Annotated in this window: 18 protein-coding genes; 10 read left to right on the top strand and 8 right to left on the bottom strand. The window is 69.1% G+C overall.

The window, feature by feature from the left end:
- Positions 1 to 18: 18 nt before the first annotated feature.
- Positions 19 to 1,353, top strand: a complete 1,335-nt coding sequence (locus ACWDTI_RS22820; RefSeq protein WP_449740404.1) for a sensor histidine kinase — start codon at positions 19 to 21, stop codon at positions 1,351 to 1,353.
- Here the strand turns inward: ACWDTI_RS22820 and ACWDTI_RS22815 are convergent.
- Entirely contained in the window at positions 1,325 to 1,885 is a 561-nt protein-coding gene (locus ACWDTI_RS22815; protein ID WP_449740403.1) for a GtrA family protein, read from the bottom strand. The two genes, ACWDTI_RS22820 and ACWDTI_RS22815, sit on opposite strands and share 29 nt — an antisense overlap.
- Positions 1,886 to 2,023: 138 nt before the next feature.
- On the opposite strand from ACWDTI_RS22815, the gene ACWDTI_RS22810 reads away from it, so the two are divergent.
- Complete coding sequence (locus ACWDTI_RS22810; protein ID WP_449740437.1) at positions 2,024 to 3,220, top strand: 5-(carboxyamino)imidazole ribonucleotide synthase; 1,197 nt, start codon at positions 2,024 to 2,026, stop codon at positions 3,218 to 3,220.
- Entirely contained in the window at positions 3,217 to 3,756 is a 540-nt protein-coding gene (purE, locus tag ACWDTI_RS22805; protein WP_449740402.1) for a 5-(carboxyamino)imidazole ribonucleotide mutase, read from the top strand. The genes ACWDTI_RS22810 and purE overlap by 4 nt, the downstream gene beginning before the upstream one ends.
- Positions 3,757 to 3,777: 21 nt before the next feature.
- On the opposite strand, the gene ACWDTI_RS22800 is transcribed toward purE, so the two are convergent.
- Genes ACWDTI_RS22800 through ACWDTI_RS22785 form a run of 4 tightly spaced genes read right to left on the bottom strand, consistent with a single transcriptional unit; the run spans position 3,778 to position 7,760 of the window.
- The gene (locus ACWDTI_RS22800) at positions 3,778 to 4,605 is read right to left on the bottom strand and encodes a dienelactone hydrolase family protein (protein ID WP_449740401.1); all 828 of its coding nucleotides are present in this window, start codon (positions 4,603 to 4,605) and stop codon (positions 3,778 to 3,780) included.
- A gap of 14 nt (positions 4,606 to 4,619) precedes the next feature.
- A complete protein-coding gene (locus ACWDTI_RS22795) occupies positions 4,620 to 4,994 on the bottom strand; it encodes a nitroreductase family deazaflavin-dependent oxidoreductase (RefSeq protein WP_449740400.1) in 375 nt (124 codons plus the stop codon).
- A 28-nt stretch (positions 4,995 to 5,022) separates the two neighbouring features.
- Positions 5,023 to 5,769, bottom strand: coding sequence for a TIGR03089 family protein (locus ACWDTI_RS22790; protein WP_449740399.1), 747 nt, complete (start codon positions 5,767 to 5,769; stop codon positions 5,023 to 5,025).
- Positions 5,769 to 7,760, bottom strand: coding sequence for an LCP family glycopolymer transferase (locus ACWDTI_RS22785; RefSeq protein WP_449740398.1), 1,992 nt, complete (start codon positions 7,758 to 7,760; stop codon positions 5,769 to 5,771). Before ACWDTI_RS22785 ends, ACWDTI_RS22790 begins: the two co-directional genes overlap by 1 nt.
- A gap of 204 nt (positions 7,761 to 7,964) precedes the next feature.
- Between ACWDTI_RS22785 and rfbD the strand changes: the two genes are divergently transcribed.
- The 3 genes from rfbD to ACWDTI_RS22770 are packed head-to-tail and all read left to right on the top strand — an operon-like array spanning position 7,965 to position 10,909.
- Positions 7,965 to 8,876, top strand: coding sequence for a dTDP-4-dehydrorhamnose reductase (gene rfbD, locus ACWDTI_RS22780; RefSeq protein ID WP_449740397.1), 912 nt, complete (start codon positions 7,965 to 7,967; stop codon positions 8,874 to 8,876).
- A gap of 55 nt (positions 8,877 to 8,931) precedes the next feature.
- On the top strand, positions 8,932 to 9,825 hold the full coding sequence (locus ACWDTI_RS22775; RefSeq protein WP_449740396.1) for a glycosyltransferase family 2 protein: 894 nt from the start codon (positions 8,932 to 8,934) through the stop codon (positions 9,823 to 9,825).
- Positions 9,815 to 10,909, top strand: coding sequence for a sugar phosphate nucleotidyltransferase (locus ACWDTI_RS22770; protein ID WP_449740395.1), 1,095 nt, complete (start codon positions 9,815 to 9,817; stop codon positions 10,907 to 10,909). The genes ACWDTI_RS22775 and ACWDTI_RS22770 overlap by 11 nt, the downstream gene beginning before the upstream one ends.
- 22 nt (positions 10,910 to 10,931) lie before the next feature.
- Here the strand turns inward: ACWDTI_RS22770 and ACWDTI_RS22765 are convergent, their stop codons facing one another.
- Positions 10,932 to 11,591 carry an O-methyltransferase gene (locus ACWDTI_RS22765; RefSeq protein WP_449740394.1) on the bottom strand — a complete coding sequence of 220 codons (660 nt, stop codon included), beginning with the start codon at positions 11,589 to 11,591 and terminating at the stop codon, positions 10,932 to 10,934.
- 234 nt (positions 11,592 to 11,825) lie between these two features.
- Between ACWDTI_RS22765 and sigE the strand changes: the two genes are divergently transcribed.
- From sigE to tatB, 4 genes are all read left to right on the top strand, one after another.
- On the top strand, positions 11,826 to 12,440 hold the full coding sequence (gene sigE, locus ACWDTI_RS22760; RefSeq protein ID WP_449740393.1) for an RNA polymerase sigma factor SigE: 615 nt from the start codon (positions 11,826 to 11,828) through the stop codon (positions 12,438 to 12,440).
- 186 nt (positions 12,441 to 12,626) lie between these two features.
- Positions 12,627 to 13,196: a hypothetical protein gene (locus ACWDTI_RS22755; RefSeq protein WP_449740392.1), complete on the top strand. Its 570-nt coding sequence runs from the start codon at positions 12,627 to 12,629 to the stop codon at positions 13,194 to 13,196.
- 111 nt (positions 13,197 to 13,307) lie between these two features.
- Positions 13,308 to 14,738, top strand: coding sequence for a S1C family serine protease (locus tag ACWDTI_RS22750; protein WP_449740436.1), 1,431 nt, complete (start codon positions 13,308 to 13,310; stop codon positions 14,736 to 14,738).
- 46 nt (positions 14,739 to 14,784) lie between these two features.
- Positions 14,785 to 15,198 (top strand): Sec-independent protein translocase protein TatB, encoded by a 414-nt coding sequence (gene tatB, locus ACWDTI_RS22745; RefSeq protein ID WP_449740391.1) that lies wholly within the window; start codon positions 14,785 to 14,787, stop codon positions 15,196 to 15,198.
- Between the two features lie 8 nt (positions 15,199 to 15,206).
- Here the strand turns inward: tatB and ACWDTI_RS22740 are convergent, their stop codons facing one another.
- Positions 15,207 to 16,352: an Mrp/NBP35 family ATP-binding protein gene (locus tag ACWDTI_RS22740; RefSeq protein WP_449740390.1), complete on the bottom strand. Its 1,146-nt coding sequence runs from the start codon at positions 16,350 to 16,352 to the stop codon at positions 15,207 to 15,209.
- A 47-nt stretch (positions 16,353 to 16,399) separates the two neighbouring features.
- Positions 16,400 to 17,563: a lytic murein transglycosylase gene (locus tag ACWDTI_RS22735; RefSeq protein ID WP_449740435.1), complete on the bottom strand. Its 1,164-nt coding sequence runs from the start codon at positions 17,561 to 17,563 to the stop codon at positions 16,400 to 16,402.
- Between the last annotated feature and the right edge of the window lie 93 nt (positions 17,564 to 17,656).

Genomic DNA, 17,656 nt, shown 5'->3' with positions numbered 1-17,656 from the left:
CCCGCTGATCCGCCCGTCATGCGCCGCCGGATTCTGAACACGATGATCGCCATGCTGTTGGCGGTCGGTCTGCTGCTGGGTGTGCCGCTGTCGGTGATCGCCTGGTGGTGGGTGGCCGACAACGCGCATCAGTCGCTCGACAGCCGCCTCAAGCTGATCTCCGCCCAGCTGATCCGGCAGGAGGGGGAGCAGGGCCGGATCGAGCCGGGGTCGCTGGATGCGGACGCGTTCCGGGTGCTTCTCCCCGAGGGCGGCCGGTTGATGATCCACTATCCGACCGCCGCCGGAGACGATGCGGTGACGGTGATCGGCGGGCCCATCGAGGGCCCCGCGATGGCCGACTCGCTCGGTCTCGGCAACGCGGGATCGCTGGTGCTGGAGATCCCGTTGTCGCAGGTGCGTGACGACCAGCTCGCCGCGGTCGGCATCGTCGTGCTGGTGGTGGCGAGTTCGATCGCGGCCGGCACGATCGTCGCCGCGGTGACCGCCGGGCGGGTCGCGGACCCGTTGATCGATCTCGCGGGCCGCGCGGCGGCGATGGCCAAGGGCGACTTCCGGTCGGAATGGAAGTCGTACGGGATCAGCGAACTCGACCGCTTGTCGACGGCCCTGGGCGACGCGAATGCGGAGATCGCGCTGCGCCTCGAGCGCGAGGGCGAGATCGTCGGCGACGTCTCGCATCAGCTGCGCAGCCGTCTGACCGCGATCCAGCTCCGCCTCGACGAGCTGTCGTTGCACGACGACCCGGCCGTCGTCGTGGAGGCCGAGGCAGCGCTGGAGCAGGTGGAGCGCCTGTCGCGGGAGCTCGACGAGATGGTCGCCGCCTCACGCAACGACCCGGGTGTACCCGCCGAGATCGACGTCGACGAGATGGTGCGGACACTGGTCGGCGATTTCCGGGCCGCGTTCGCCGCGGCCGGCCGCTCGATCACGGCACATTTCAGCGATCAGCCGACGGCACTGAGCGCACGGCCGGGCCGCCTGCGCGAGGCGGTGAGCGTGCTGGTGGACAACGCGCTACAACACGGTGGTGGCGAATGCCGGATCGCGGTCGACGGTCTGCCCTCGGCCGACATGCTGCGGATCACCGTCGCCGACGACGGTGCCGGTGTCGACGACGAATTGGTGGGGCTGATCTTCCGCCGCGGATTCTCCGCCGGACGGGGTAACGGGGTGGGCCTGTCGCTGGCGCGCGCGTTGGTGGAGGCCGACGGAGGCCGGCTCGAACTCACCTCTCGCCGGCCGGCGGTGTTCTCCATCGTCGTGCCGTCGGCGCACGCACCGGCTGCCGACGGGGTCGACGCCCGACCGACGCCGTCACCGGTCAGGCGTGACCGAGTTCCTCATCGTTGAGTTCCTGCAGGGTCGGATGCACGTCGGTGGACCCGGCCTCGGCGCCGCGCAGCTTTTCCTCGGGAAACGCGAACTTGCGCAGCGCCCAGAACCGGAAGGCCATCTGCAGCAGGTTGCCGATGACGAAGCCGAGGACGAAGTCGAGGACCGCGATCTCGAGCCGGTTCCCGGAGGTGCGCATGTCGAAGACGTTGTTCGCCAGCCACAGCGGGGCCGACGCGAGGACCACGCCGATGCCGCTGATCACGAAGAACAGCAGCGCCTCGTGGCTGCGTTCGCGGCCGCCCCGGTTGCGGAACGCCCATTCCCTGTTCAGAACGTAGCTGAGGATCATCGCCGCCGTGCCGGAGATGACGCGCGCCACCACCGGCTTGGCCTCCAGGATGGTGAAGGTCAGCAGGTAGAAGATCGCCAGGTCGAAGACGAAGGTGGTGCCGCCGACGAGCGCGAACTTGATGAGCTCGTTGTGTTTGAGAGCCAGCCGACGAACCGGCGCGGGCAGTCGAGCGACCAGCTCGTCGATGAAGGGCACAAGGTCCGAGTCTACGAAACCGAACCTGTGGGTAACTTCAACGGGCGGTCATGCGAATGATGTCCGTGTCGTGCCACGATGTGTCGCGTGAGCACCAGCGGCCGTGAACCCGGCGTACCCACCCGGTCGGAGACCGGCATGCCCACCGTGACCATGATCGGTGGCGGGCAGTTGGCGCGGATGACGCATCAGGCGGCGATCGCGCTGGGCCAGTGCCTGCGCGTGCTGGCGGCCGGTGAGAGGGATCCGGCGGCGCAGGTGAGCGCGGATGTGGTGCTGGGATCGCACGACGACCTCGACGATCTGCGACGCGCGGCGAGCGGTGCGGTGGCGTTGACTTTCGATCACGAGGGTGTGCCGTTGGCGCATCTGCAGGCGCTCGAGGCCGAAGGCGTCACGGTGCTGCCACCGTCGAAGGCATTGCATTTCGCCCAGGACAAACTGGCGATGCGGACTCGGCTGGCCGAACTCGGGCTACCGATACCGGACTTCGCCGACCTCACCGGCGATCGGGAGTCGGCGCGCGCGGCGCTGATCGAGTTCGGTGACGCGCACGGCTGGTCGATCGTCCTGAAGGCCATCCGCGGGGGATACGACGGTCGCGGCGTGTGGCTGCTCGACGACCGCGACGAGGCGCTGGCCGTCTTCGACGCGCAGCACCCGGCCGGTGTCGGGCTGATCGCCGAGCAGATGGTGCCGATGCGGCGGGAACTGTCCGCGATGATCGCGCGGTCTCCGTTCGGTCAGGGCGCCGCGTGGCCCGTGGTCGAGACGATCCAACGGAAGGGACAGTGCGCGGTCGTGCTCGCGCCGGCGCCGGGGTTGTTCGACGATGTCGCCGGCGACGCCCAGCAGATGGCGTTGCGGCTCGCCGACGCGCTGGGCGTCGTCGGGGTGATGGCGATGGAGTTGTTCGAGACCGTCGACGGCGGGCTGCTGGTGAACGAACTCGCGATGCGTCCCCACAACAGCGGTCACTGGACGATGGACGGCGCGGTGACCTCGCAGTTCGAACAACACCTGCGGGCCGTCCTCGACTATCCGCTCGGGGCGACCGCGCCGCGCGCACCGATCACGGTGATGGCCAACATCTTGGGGGCCGAGCAGGCGCCGTCGATGTCGATGGACGAGCGCTTGCACCACCTGATGGCCCGCATGCCGGACGCGAAGGTGCATCTGTACGGTAAGGGCGAGCGTCCCGATCGCAAGATCGGGCACGTGAACATTGTTGGCACGACCAGTGATTCGGTGGCCGACGTCCGGGAACGCGCGGAGCGTGCCGCGCACTGGATGTCGTGCGCCGAGTGGACCGACGGATGGGATGCACACGCATGAGCGACGCACCGACCGACATCGACCCCGTTCCGCACGTCGCCCCGCGCGTCGGATTGATCATGGGCAGCGACTCGGACTGGTCGACCATGGAGTCCGCGGCCGAGGCGCTCGCAGAGTTCGAGGTCGGCTTCGAGGTGGGGGTGGTGTCCGCGCACCGCACCCCCCAGCGCATGCTCGACTACGCCTCCGGCGCCGCCGATCGCGGTATCGAGGTGATCATCGCGGGTGCCGGTGGGGCCGCCCATCTTCCGGGTATGGTCGCCTCCGCGACGCCGCTGCCGGTGATCGGTGTGCCGGTGCAGTTGCGGACGCTCGACGGACTCGATTCGCTCCTCTCGATCGTCCAGATGCCCGCCGGTGTGCCGGTGGCGACGGTGTCGATCGGCGGCGCCCGCAATGCGGGACTGCTCGCGGTTCGCATCCTCGCGTCGTCGGACACCCGATTGCGTTCGCGCATGGTCGAATTCCAGCAGGGTCTGGAGGCAATGGTGATGGAGAAGGACGAGGCGTTGCGCAAGAAGCTGTTGGGGGACTGAGGCGCTCGGCAGATCCCGGGATCACGTCAGCTTGGTCACCAGAAATTCGAGCACCTGCTCGCGGACGTCGTAGGTGGGCTGGCCGGGCTCGTCGATGAGGTGTTCGGTGAGCACCGAGTGCGGCGGCATGTACGAATCGGGGTTGGCTGCGTCGTCGGGCAGTTCGACGGCGAGGAACGCATCACCGAGCTGCTCGCGGAGGAACTCGAAGCGTTGGCCGGGAGACAGCCGGTCGCCGGCGAAACGCAAACCCATGACCTGCAATCCGGCCGCACAGCGGGAACGGACGCGTGCCAGGTCGGCGTCGTTCAGATCGATCGAACGGCTGCGCGCGGGCACGATGCCGAACGGCAGCGACGGTTGGGAGAGGACCGGTGCGAGCAGACGGTCGTCGGTGGCCATCGCCAGCGCGAAACCGCCGGTGAAACACATCCCCACGGCGCCGACGCCCGGCCCGCCGCAGCGCTCGTGTTCTCGGGCGGCCAGGCCGCGCAACCAATCCGCGATCGGTGAGGTCTTTCCGGTTGCCAGCACGGTGAACTCGCGGCTGATGCAGGCGCGTGCGATGGTGCCCATCATGTTTCGGGTCGCGCCGAGCCGCCCGAGGTTGGCCGGGTCGGGGTCGCGGCCGTCGACGCCGAACAGCGACGGCATCACCGCGGTCAGGCCACGACCGGCGACCGCGCGGGCGAAGTCGGCGACTTTCGGTGAGATACCGGGCATCTCGGCGATCACGATCACCGCCGGGCCGGTGCCCTTGCGGTAGACACGATGTGTGACCGATCCCACCGGCTCTTCGTCGGTGGTGAAGTCATCGGTGGTGAAGTCGTCGAGGGAATCGTCGGCCATGATCTCCTCGCCACTCAGTCCGGGACGATCGTGCCGATGAGGACCGAGTCGAACAGCCGCGCCGGAAGCCGTGCGCCACGGGCGACATCCGGCGAGTCCGACGGAATGACTCGAGGCCGAACCACTGTGTGGTGCCGCGATTTTCGGATGACCCCGAACTGGCCGGCGGCAAGCACGTTCCGGACCCAGTCCGTGTGGCGACCGTAGACCAGGACGATGGAGAGTCGTTCGCCGTCCACCCATGCCATCACCGGGGTCGAGTACCGGCGACCGGATGTGCGTCCGACATGCTCGACCATCGCCCAGGGGGCGAGGCGCGGTGCCCACTGGCGCTGGATCGGATTGCTGACCGCCTTGTTGAACCGTGCGACGATCGGGGGCATCTTCATCTTCGGGTACCTCGTGTGTTTCGGGGGGTCAGGTGAGTGTGGTGGTCACGCGTTCGGTCTGCGCGAGATCGACCAGGCGCGCGGCGTCCGCATGGGACACCGTTACCAACGACGCCCCCACCACCAGTGGCGCAACGAGATTCGCGACGATGTCGTGAGCGGTTCTCCACGGGCGGGTCGACAACACACGTGCGCCCGCGGCCACTCCGTCGTCGGCGGCGGCCGCGCGTGCCGCCGCGACGACCTCCGCGGTGGATTCGCCGTCGAGAGCGGGGCCGTCGACGGCGGACCGCAATGTGTACTGGTCGCCGTGCACGCGCACCGCCGTGGCGAAGTCGGTGACCCCGACCGGGAGGTCGCGGACACCGAGGGCGAACGGATCGAGTGACGCGACAAGGAGTTCGGCCGCATCGGCGTAGGCGTCGATGTTGTCCGCCGAGGTCACCACCGCGGCCGCCGTCGTCGGGTCGGGGGCACTGGCCGCGGTACGGACGTGGGCCCCCGCCCACCACGCACCCAGCAGGATCGCGATGGTCTGCCAGTGCTCCGGCAGATCGACGGTCAGTTCGTCGCCGGGCGCGAGGCCGAGCTCGTCGACGAAGAAGTTCGCCGATTTCGCCGCCCAATTGCCCAGCGTCGCACCGGACAACTCCGTCCGCTCGCCGCTCGCGTGGTCGTAGTAGGTGACCAGTGGCTGAGACCAATCGCCGATCGCGTCGACGATGGCGGTGGTGACGGAGGCGGGTGTGGGTGAGGCGGGCGTGGCGGAGGTCATCAGTTCACGCACGTCGGTCCGTCGGTGCCGGCGGTGATCGGCGCGCGATTGTTGCCGACCTGCTCGGCCGGTGGCGTCGAATCCGCCTGTGCACCGGTGTCACTGATCGAACCGGGTCCCTCGTAGGTGTTGGTCAGGACCGCTCGCAGCCGCTTGTCCGGCAGGGTCGCATCGGCCCGCACCTCGGCGCCACCGAGTTCCTTGGCGAGCAGGTGGGCCCCGGCATCGTCGGCGGTCCGCGCATAGACCACCGAATCACGGTCGTCGGCGGGCGTGCTGGACGTCTTTCCGGTCTGGAAGCCCTTGTTGGTCAAGATGTTCGACACGTTGGTCGCCAACCCGTCGATGGTTCCGGCATTGTCGACGTCGACGGTGTAGTCGGCGCGCTCGATGCCGTCCGAGTTCTTCTTGCCGTTCAACAGGTTGTCGGTGAAGGCCTGCACCTGCTTCGGGTCGACCTCGACGACGCTCTGCTGCCCGTCGTCGCTCCATCCCTGATCGGTCACGACGGGAATCGTCGAGAACTTCACCCGACCTCCGGAGAGGTCCTTGAGTTGCTCTGCGAACTTCACGACGTCCCAATTGTCGTCGATGACCACCGACCGCGACACCGCGTCCTCCAGCTCCGACAGCTTGCCGGGGTCCGCGAGAACGTTGGCGGACAACATCTTCTGCGTCAACGACGCCATGAACACCTGCTGGCGCGTGATCCGGTCGAGGTCGCCGCGCGGGAGACCGTGCCGTTGCCGGACGAAGGACAGCGCCTGCGGACCGTTCAGTGTCTGGCGGCCGGCACGGAAGTGCGCTCCCGAAAATGGTTCGTCGACAGCATCTTTGAGGCACACGTCGACTCCGCCGACCGCCTTGGTGAGCAGCGCGAAGCCGAGCAGACCGATCTCGGCGTAGTGATCGACCTGGACGCCCGTCAGGTTCGCGACACTGTCGATCAAGGCCTTGCGGCCCGCCTGGACACCTTCGCGTTCGGCGTCGGTTTCCGATCGGCCCGCTTCCACGTCACGGCGCCGGACGCCTTCCTTGGTGGCGCCGTACGCCGCGTTGATCTTGGACATCCCGATACCCGGCACGTCGACGTAGGAGTCGCGGGGGATCGAGATGGCGGTGGCCGACGACCCGTCGTTGGGGATCCGGATCAGGATGATGGTGTCGGTGCTCGTCGACACGTCGTCGCCGGCCCGCAGCCAGTTGAGTTCCTGGGGAGAGAGCGGGTTGCCCTTGGCGTCGGTCCGGGAATCCATCCCCACCAGCAGGATGTCGGTCGCTCCGTCCGTGGGGCCGCCACCCGCGAGGTTGAGCCCGGTGAGTTGGGTGATGCTCGAGTTCAGGCCCTTGACGCTGCTCCATGCGTAGCCGGTGCACAGCAGCACCGCGGCCGACAGCAGCGCGATCAGTCCGCGACCGAGACCTCGGCGCGCGGTGGCCGACCGGAGCAATGGGCCGCGGGTGGCGGGAGCGGCGGCTGTGGCGGGTGCGGCCGTCTCGGAGACCTGCTGCGGTGCCTCGGAATCGGGACGGGGGCGGCTCTTCTGCTTCTTGTGGATCTCGCCGGATGAGCGTCGTGTGCCGGTCGAATTGTCCCGTGCCGAATTGCCCTTACCCGAATCGCCCCGAGCCGAATCGCCCTTGGCGGGCCGATCGGTGCGCCGCGGTGTCTCCGGAGGCGGTGTCCGACGCCGTGGTCGGGGCTCACCGGTGTCGGCCGGTCGTCGGCGCTCGCCGGCGTCGGCGGGACGGCGACGTTCGGCTGGGTCGGCGGTGCGGCGACGTTCGGCTGGATCGGACAGGCGGCGACGTTCGGCAGGGTCTGCGGTGCGGCGACGTTCGGCAGGGTCGGCGGGGCGGCGACGCACGGACCGTTCGGCCTGCTGGCCATCGCTGCGCGGCCGCGCACGCCGGGTCCGGTCCTCGGGAGGCCCGCCGGCCGGCGCGCGACCACCGGGACGTCCGGGTACACCATCGGGTCGAAACTCCACGGGCCGGTCAGTCCCTCTCGTCATCGCAGAACACCGGCGTGACGCATGTTCATGCCGTTATTCATGGTGTAGATGTTGCTGTTCTGACGCCAGGCTACTGAAGTGGCGCTCGAATATCGGGAACGCAACGCCGAGCGTCCCCGAGACGAATGCAACATCACGCCCGACATGTCCCGAGCGTGCGGGTACGGCACGATGTGTGCCATGAGTTCGACCACCTACATCGTCGGCGCCGGTGGCCAGCTGGGAACCGCGTTGCGGAACAACCCCGCGACGGACACGACCGTCCGTGCGCTCACATCGGCCGACATCGACATCACCGATTCCTCGTCGGTGCGCGCGGCCCTCGCCGCGTTGCAGGCCGACGACGTCGTGCTGAATTGCGCTGCGTACACCAATGTCGACGCCGCCGAATCCGACGTCGTGTCGGCCACCGCGGTCAATCGGGACGGGCCCGAGAACCTGGCCCGGATCGCTTCCGCGGCCGGTGCCCGGCTGATCCACGTCTCGACCGACTATGTCTTCGCCGGGGCGGCCGCCACCGACGACGCGCCGCGACGCACGCGGCCGTACGAACCCGGAGACGTCACCGGCGTGCCGGAGACGGTGTACGGCGCCACCAAACTCGACGGGGAGCGAGCCATGGCGGCCGCTGATCCGCGGGCGACGGTCGTGCGCACCGCCTGGGTCTATACCGGCCATCGCGACAGCCCGGATTTCGTCGGCACGATGCGGCGCCTCGAGGCCGACCGTGACCAGATCACCGTCGTCGACGACCAGACCGGGTCGCCGACCTACGCCGTCGATCTCGCCGCCGGACTCTGGGAACTCGCCGAACCCCGGTTTCGCGAGGTGACTGCGGGCGCGGTGTTGCACGCCACAAACGAGGGCAGCGTCACGTGGTACGAGGTGGCGCGCGCGGTCTTCGCCGAGGTCGGCGCCGACCCCGGACGCGTCCACCCGTGCACCACCGCCGAGTTCCCACGGCCGGCTCCGCGACCTGCGTATTCGGTGCTGTCCGGGGCGTCGTGGACGGCCGCCGGCCTGACGCCTCTGCGTGACTGGCGATCGGCTCTGCACGCCGCGGTTGTCACGGGCGCGACGGTGCATGGCTGACGGGCCCGGTGACGCGGCGCCGCGCACGGACCGCGGAGTTGGTTACCCTGACCCGGTGACCGCTCAGCTTGCCGTCGTGACGGTGACATATTCCTCGGGGGAACATCTCACGACGTTCTTGCGCAGCCTGGAGAAGGCGACCGAGACCCAGCCACGGGTGATCATCGCCGACAACGGGTCGACCGACGGTGCTCCCGAGGCCGCTGAGCAGGAGTTCGACAACGTCACGCTCATCCACACCGGGGGGAATCTCGGCTACGGCGGTGGCATCAACCGTGCGGTCGCCGAGGTCGATCCGGACGTCGAGTTCATCGCGATCGCCAACCCCGACGTCGACTGGGGGCCGGACTCGCTGGACGAACTCCTCGCCGCCGCACGACGCTGGCCGCGGGCCGGATCCCTGGGGCCGCTGATCCGTGAGCCCGACGGGTCGGTCTATCCGTCGGCACGCCGCGTCCCCGACCTGGTGTCCGGCGTGGGCCACGCGCTGTTCGGCACGATCTGGAAGTCGAATCCGTGGACGCGCGCCTACCGCGCCGACGACGCCCCGCCGAGCGAACGGCCGGTGGGCTGGCTCTCCGGCTCGTGTCTGCTGATGCGCCGCGCGGCGTTCGACGCGGTGGGTGGCTTCGACACGCGCTACTTCATGTATATGGAGGACGTCGATCTCGGCGACCGACTCGGCAAGGACGGCTGGCTCAACGTCTACGTGCCCAGCGCGGAGATCGTCCACACCAAAGGTCATGCGGCGGGACGCGATCCGGAGAAGATGCTGCCGGCGCACCACCGCAGCGCCTATCGATTCCAGGCGGACCGTAACCCCGGTCCGTGGCGGGCGCCCCTGCGCCTCGCCCTTCGCGTCGGCCTGGCCGCACGCTCTCGGGTCGCGGTCCTCGCGGCCCGCCGCAGTCGGGACAGCAATTCGGGAGGAACCCCCAATGACCAGTGAGAATCCGTCCGCCTCGCCGGCCGTGCAGGCGGTGGTGCTCGTCGGTGGCAAGGGCACGCGGCTGCGTCCGCTGACGCTCTCGGCCCCCAAACCGATGCTGCCGACCGCGGGGGTCCCGTTCCTCACGCACCTGCTGTCGCGGATCAAGGCGGCCGGCGTCGACGACGTGGTGCTCAGCACCTCGTTCCAGGCGCATGTGTTCTCCGAGTACTACGGCGACGGGTCCAAGCTCGGGCTGAAGCTGCGGTACGTGACCGAGACCGAACCCCTGGGCACCGGCGGCGGCATCCGCAACGTCCTCGACGACCTGACCGCCGACACCATCCTGGTGTTCAACGGAGACGTGTTGGGCGGCACCGATATTCGCGAGGTGCTGACCACGCACGCGGAGAGTGACGCGGACGTCACCATGCATCTGGTCCGCGTCAGCGATCCGCGCGCGTTCGGGTGCGTACCGACCGACGAGACCGGCCGGGTGACCGACTTCCTCGAGAAGACGCAGGACCCGCCGACCGATCAGATCAACGCCGGCACCTACGTGTTCAAGCGTTCGATCATCGAGCAGATCCCGCCCGGCCGGCCCGTGTCGGTGGAGCGCGAGGTCTTCCCGAGACTGCTCGCCGAGGGGCGACACATCCAGGGCCACGTCGACCACGCCTACTGGCGCGACATGGGTACCCCGGAGGACTTCGTCCGCGGTTCGGCGGACCTGGTGCGTGGTATCGCGCCCTCGCCGGCGCTCGGCGACCGGCACGGGGAGTCCCTGGTGCACGAGGGGGCCGGAGTGGGACCGGGCGCGGTGCTGATCGGCGGCACCGTCGTCGGCCGGGGCGCCGAGATCGGTCCGCGTGCCCGCCTCGACGGTGCGGTCGTCTTCGACGGCGCGGTGATCGAGGCCGGTGCGGTGGTGGAACGCTGCATCATCGGATTCGGTGCGCGGATCGGTCCGCGGGCGCTGCTGCGCGACACCGTGGTGGGCGACGGCGCCGACATCGGCGCACGCTGCGAGCTGCTGCGCGGGGCCCGGGTGTGGCCGGGAGTTCAGGTGCCGGACAACGGCATCCGCTTCTCCACCGACATCTGACGGTGTCCTCGGCGCGCCGGGGTCAGCGCGCCTTCGCCGCGGCCAGCACCCCGGCGCCGAGTGGGATGACGACCGGCAGCAGTCGCTCGTCGTCGGCGATGATCATCGCCGCCTCGCGGGCGGCGGCGGCCGGCGGATCCGTGCGTGACCGGTCGGCGACGGCGCCGTCGGCGGTCGCGTTGTGGACCACCACCACGCCGCCGGGCCGCAATATCCGGATCGCCTCGGACACGTAGGTCGGCAGATGGATCAACGGCCCGTCGACGAAGACGAGGTCGTAGGACTTGTCCGCAAGTCGCGGGAGTACGTCGCGAGGGGTGCCGTTGATGAGTCGGGTGCGGGTGGGCGCGATCTGCGCGCTCGCGAACGACTGCCGGGCCGCCCGATGGTGTTCGGGTTCCGGGTCGATCGTGGTGAGCACGCCGTCGGATGCCATCCCGTTGAGCAGCCACAGGCCGCTGACGCCGGCGCCGGTGCCGATCTCGACCACCGCATGCGCGTCACAGGATCGGGCCAACAATGCGAGCAACGCGCCGACCGAGGGTGCGATGGGCGTGGCACCGAGTTCGTCGGCGCGGGCCCGGGCGGCGACCAGGGCGTCGTCTTCGACGATCGCCGTCTCCGCGTAGTCGTTGAGCGCGGCCCGCCCCGCCGCCTGGGAATTCCCGGTTGATTCGGTCACCCCATGAGGTTATGACGCGACGGGCGGTTTGCGACGATCCCACGCCTGTGAGCAGGCGAAGTCGGGTCTGGCCCACATCCTCAGCGAAACCTCAGGACACTCATACGGCGACCACACGCCGGTGGGAGAGGGTTAGTCCATCGCCGCGGAATCAATCCGCGACCAGCGGTGTTGACCATCGTGAACATTCGTCGCCCGGGCGGATGCGCAGGGGAAGGGAACTGGCCACCCAACATGACTGATCCCATGGGGTCTGCAGACGTCGTCCCGGCCGGGACGGCCGGCTTCGATGCCACCGGCGACAACACGCTGATGCCATCGTGGGACGAGTTGGTGCGCGAGCACGCCGATCGGGTGTACCGCCTGGCCTATCGCCTGTCCGGCAATCAGCACGACGCCGAGGATCTCACCCAGGAGACGTTCATCCGTGTCTTCCGGTCGCTGTCGAACTACAAGCCCGGCACCTTCGAGGGCTGGCTGCACCGCATCACCACGAACCTGTTCCTCGACATGGTCCGCCGCCGCAGCAAGATCCGCATGGAGGCGCTCCCCGAGGAATACGACCGGGTCCCGGCCGACACGCCGAACCCGGAACAGATCTTCCACGACGCCAACCTGGATCCGGATCTGCAACAGGCGCTCGACGCGCTACCGCCCGAGTTCCGCGCGGCCGTCGTCCTGTGCGACATCGAAGGCCTGTCGTACGAGGAGATCGCCACCACCCTCGGTGTGAAGCTCGGCACGGTCCGTAGCCGCATCCACCGCGGCCGGCAGGCCATCCGCGACCATCTGGCCGCCAAGGGACACACCGGCAGCCGATCCGTCGCCATCGGTAGCGACCCGAACTAGTCCTGATCTGTCCCGGATGTCACGCCCGGGAACCCCGCGCCGTCCGGCGTCGTTGTCACACTCGGATAGGCTGAGTGGCCGTGTCGGGGACACGTGCGGCGGCACACTCGGCGTCAGCGCAGTAGCGTGGACGAACGTAGAGAGGCGACGGCGCACCCGGCCGCGTGCGTGGAAGGGGTGAGAGATGTGATGGAGAGCAACCGAGGAAATCCCACCTCGGGGGAGCGGGACGACAACCCGCTACCCACGTCGGATCTCCGTCGGCGACGGCGGTCGGCCTGGAATCCGGCCACCTGGACGCCGGTGACCACGTCGTTCTCTCCCAATCGCACCTACCGCGCCCCGGGCACACCCGGGGGACGCCGCTTCGCACCCACCGAACACCTGGCCGCCGAGGCGATCGCCGCATTCGTCGACGGCGAACTCGGTATGACCGCCCATATGCGGGCCGCGCAACACCTCGCGCTGTGCACCGAGTGCACGGCCGCCGTCGACGCCCAGATCGCCGCTCGTTCCCGCCTGCGTTCGGCCGGGGACGTCTCGTTGCCCGCCGGCCTGCTCGGACAGCTCAGTCAGATCCCGACCCGGGAGATCGATGTCACGCAGGCGCCCGACACCCGGTCACCGCTCACGCCCGACGGACCACTCGCACCCGGCTTCCCGGTCACCGAGACCAGCCGACCCGACGACGCGCACCGCGACACCGCCGCTCACCCCAACACGCGCGGCCGGATGAGTCGCTGGCGGGGCCGCTGACCCGTGGAGAACACCGGAGACAACGCGATCGAGAGCCCCGACGAGACCGCGCCCGATGACACAGCGCACTGGTCGGATGCCGCGCCGGGCGCTGACCCGACTCGGAATACCTTGACGGCCAACGCTTCTCGGCATGCTCCGGTGTCCCGTGAAACTGCTGCGGTGTTCGGCCGACCGAGCGGCGTCGAGGGGTCGTTCGCGCAGTCCGCACCCGGTGAACGACCCGAACCGACCGTCGCGCCGCCCGACCCGGTGCTCGCCGAGGCGTTCGGCCGCCCCACCGACGAAACCGAGACGCTCCAGCGCGATCCGCTGGCCTCCTACGGGCAGGACGAGAGCCCGCCGCCACCCGAGGATCCGTGGCGCGATCCGGAAAGCCCCGCGGCGCTCGACCGGCCGGCGCTCACCGCCCCCACTCCGGTCGAGCCCACCGACCCGGGGCCCAAACTCGGCATTCAGGACGTGCTGTTCGGCAAGCGGGTCAGCTGGGTGGCGCTGTCGACGCTGGCCGTCGTCGCACTGCTCATCGGGCTGTTCGGCGGTCTGGTCGGCCGGTGGACCGCCGAAGTCGTGTCGCCGTTGAACTCCGAGTCCGTGGAGCTGTCCCAGGGGGACGGCGATCGCGGTACCGCCCCACGGTCGGCGGTCGCGCGCGTCGCCCAGGCGGTGGAGAAGTCGGTGGTGGCCATCGACGTGCGGACCGCCAGCGCCTTCGGCACCGGATCGGGCTTCATCGTCGACAAAGACGGATACATCGTCACGAACAACCACGTCATCTCGATGGCAGCCAACGATCGCAACGCCAAACTCGAAGTGGTCTTCTTCGACCGCAAGAGGGTGCCGGCGCGCATCGTCGGGCGAGACACCAAGACGGATCTGGCCGTGATCAAGGTCGACAACATCGACAACCTGACGGTGTCCAAACTCGGCGACTCGGACAAGCTGCAGATCGGTGAGGAGGTCGTGGCCTTCGGCTCGCCGCTCGGCCTCGACCGCACCGTCACCAGCGGCATCGTCAGTGCGTTGCATCGACCGCAGGCGCTCCGGCCGGATGCCGAATCCGACACCGACGCGGTGATCGACGCCATCCAGACCGATGCCTCGATCAATCCCGGCAACTCGGGCGGACCGTTGGTCGACGACGCCGCCGCGGTGGTCGGCATCAACACCGCTGGTCTCCTGCCCGGCGGCGGTTCGGTCGGGCTCGGGTTCGCCATCCCGATCAACCAGGCCATCCCGATCGCCCAGACCCTGATCAAACAGGGCAAGGTCGACCATCCGCAGATCGGCGTGAACGCCGCGTCGGTCCGCAACGACCGGGTCCTCGGCGCCCAGGTGGTCAACGTGGTGGAAGGCGGTCCCGCCGATCAGGCCGGGGTGAAAGAGGGCGACGTCATCACCTCCTTCAACGGACGGCAGATCGACGGCGCCGACGAATTGACGGTGGCATACCGGACCGTGAAGATCGGTCAGACGGTGCCGTTCACGTACTGGCGCGACGGCCGGACATTCGACGGCACGATCACGCCGCAGAGCGATTGAGCGCGGACCGCACGGTCGGCGTACAGGCGGGTAGTAGGAGCGGTAGATGTTCAGCAGCATCGGTTGGGGCGAGATCCTGGTTCTGCTCGCGGCCGGATTGATCATTCTGGGTCCCGAACGCCTGCCCGACGCGGTGTCCTGGACCATGAAATCCGTCCGGCAGGTGCGCGACTACGCGACCGGTGCGACCAATCAGCTGAAGGACGAACTCGGGCCGGAATTCGACGAACTGCGCAAACCGTTGTCCGAGTTGAACGAATTGCGGGGAATGACCCCGCGCGCCATCGTGACCAAACACCTGCTCGACGGGGACGACTCGATCTTCACCGCCGGTCTCGACGCGACCACCGTCGACCGCTCCACCACCGAGACCCCGGAGATCAAGCCGGTGTCGGCGCCCATGCCGCAACCCGAACCCGAACGGCGGCGCCACGACGTCACGGATTGGGACGCTACCTAGGGCAGGCGTCAGCCGCGTCGCATGGTGTCGATGCCCAGACTCATGCCGGCCAATCCGCGACGCCGGACGGCGAGCTTGTCCGCCACGGCGCGCAAGGCCGACCCCGATACGGAGTCGGGGGCCGACAGCACCACCGGCTCGCCGGCGTCACCGCCCTCACGCAACGCCTGTTCGAGGGGGATCTGTCCGAGCAGTTCGACCGGCGCGCCGACCGCCCGGGTGAGGCGCTCGGCCACCCGGGCGCCGCCGCCCGAACCGAAGGGTTCCATCCGCGAGCCGTCCGGCAGCTCGAGCCAGGACATGTTCTCCACCACGCCGAGGATCTTCTGCCGTGTCTGCAGCGCGATCGCGCCGGCCCGCTCGGCCACTTCCGCCGCCGCCTGCTGGGGGGTGGTGACCACGAGGATCTCCGCCCCCGGGATCAGCTGTGCGATCGAGATCGCGACGTCGCCGGTGCCGGGGGGCAGGTCGAGCAGGAGGACGTCCAGATCGCCCCAGTACACGTCGGCCAGGAACTGTTGCAGCGCGCGGTGCAGCATGGGTCCGCGCCAGGTGACGGGGGTGTTGCCGTCGGTGAACTGACCGATCGAGATGAACTTCACCCCGTGGCTGATCGGCGGCATGATCATCCGCTCGACCTGCGTGGGTTTGGCGTCGCTGCCGAGCATGCGGGGCACCGAGTGACCGTAGATGTCCGCGTCGAGGACACCGACGGACAGTCCGCGCTGGGCCAGAGCGGTCGCCAGATTGACCGTCACGCTGGACTTGCCGACGCCACCCTTGCCGGATGCGACGGCGTACACGCGGGTCAGTGAGCCGGGCTGGGCGAACGGGATCACCGGTTCGGCCTTGTCGCCACGCAGCTTCTTGCGCAGCTCGGTGCGCTGCTCGTCGTCCATCACGTCGAGGTCGACGCGGATCGCGCCGACGCCGGGCACATCGGCGACCGCACGTTCGACCCGGCCGGAGATCTCGCTGCGCATCGGGCACCCGGACGTGGTCAGGTACACCACGACGTCGACGCTCGCGTCCGGTTTCACCACGATCGACTTCACCATGCCGAGGTCGGTGATGGGTTTGCCGATCTCGGGATCGTCGACCTTGGACAGGGCGGCGCGGACCGTGGCTTCGGTGGGTACAACTCCGGTAGTCATCACCGCCAGTTTATCGGGCGGTCGGCGGATGCCCGATCCGGACCGACTCAGCCCGCGGTGGCGGGGGTCGTCGTCGCCGCTGCTCCCGGGCGCGGCTTGGTCGTCGGCGCGGGCTTCGCCGGCGACTTGGGTGCCGGCGACTTGGGTGCCGGCGACTTGGGTGCCGCGGTGGTGGCAGGCGGTTTCGGTGCGGGAGCCGGTGCCGGCAGCAGCTGTGGTGGCAGGAGTTGCCGCGGGATCATGTTCGGTGGCAGACACAGCGCGCCGAGGCAGGTCGGTGGTGGCGGTGTCGTGGTCTCCGGCGTGGTCGTGGTGGTGCCGGGAGTGGTCGTCGTCGTGCTCGACGACGGCTTCTTCGGCTTTTTCTTCTTCTTGTCGACCGGGCGTTTGGGCTCGGGGATCGGGTTGGTCGGCATTACGCCGGTCGCATACGCGGCCGCCCACGCCAGCACGTTGGTCGCGTACTCGAGCGAGTGGTTGTAGCGCATGACCGCGGCGACCTTGTTGTTCGACGCCATGATGTCGGTGACGCCGGCGCACAGGTAGCGGCCCGCCGAGTACGTCGCATCGAAGATGTTGTTCGGGTCGGCCTTGCCGTCACCGTTGGCGTCGGACCCCCACGCCGCCCAGGTGCTCGGGATGAACTGCATCGGGCCCATCGCGCTGACATGGCCGCCGCGACCGTCGGTGATCACCGCGTTGCCCGGCAGCGACCCGTCGAGAACCGGGCCCAGGATGGGATTGATCGTCGTTCCGTACTGATCCACCGAACCGTTCGACGCGTGGTTGGACTCGATCCGGCCGATGCCGGCGAGCAGGAACCACGGCAGTTTGCACTGCGGTTCCTCGGCGCCGACCCGGTTGGCCGCGAGCTTGTAGGCCTGCAGTACGACGCCGGGAATGCCCAGCGGCCCGATCGGCAGGTCAGCGGCGATGCGGAACTGCGGTGTGACCGCGGGCTCGACGACCTTCTTCGGGGGCGGCGCGAAACCGAGCAGCGCGACCGGCGCACCCGGCACGACATCGACGGCGGCGGTCGGCGCAGCGGTCTCGACGGGCGCAGCCGCCACCGCATCGCCCTGGGCACTCGACGTCGCGGCGCCGAGCACCATGGCGCCGACCAGGATGCCTCCGGCCCCCACCGACAGCGCGCGCCGTGGCACCCGGTCACGGCGCGGACCCCGGGCGCGTCGGAACACGCGTGGACTCACCACTGCACGCTCCCCGCCACGGCTGTCGACCGTCCGCTCACACGTACTCCAAACTCGTCGCACAAGTGCATATCCCCGCCCCCGAGGTCAATC

It is taken from the genome of Gordonia sp. NPDC003424, assembly GCF_053588655.1.
The sequence above is the reverse complement of the archived record's forward strand: the minus strand, read 5'-3'. Positions and strand labels throughout refer to the sequence as shown.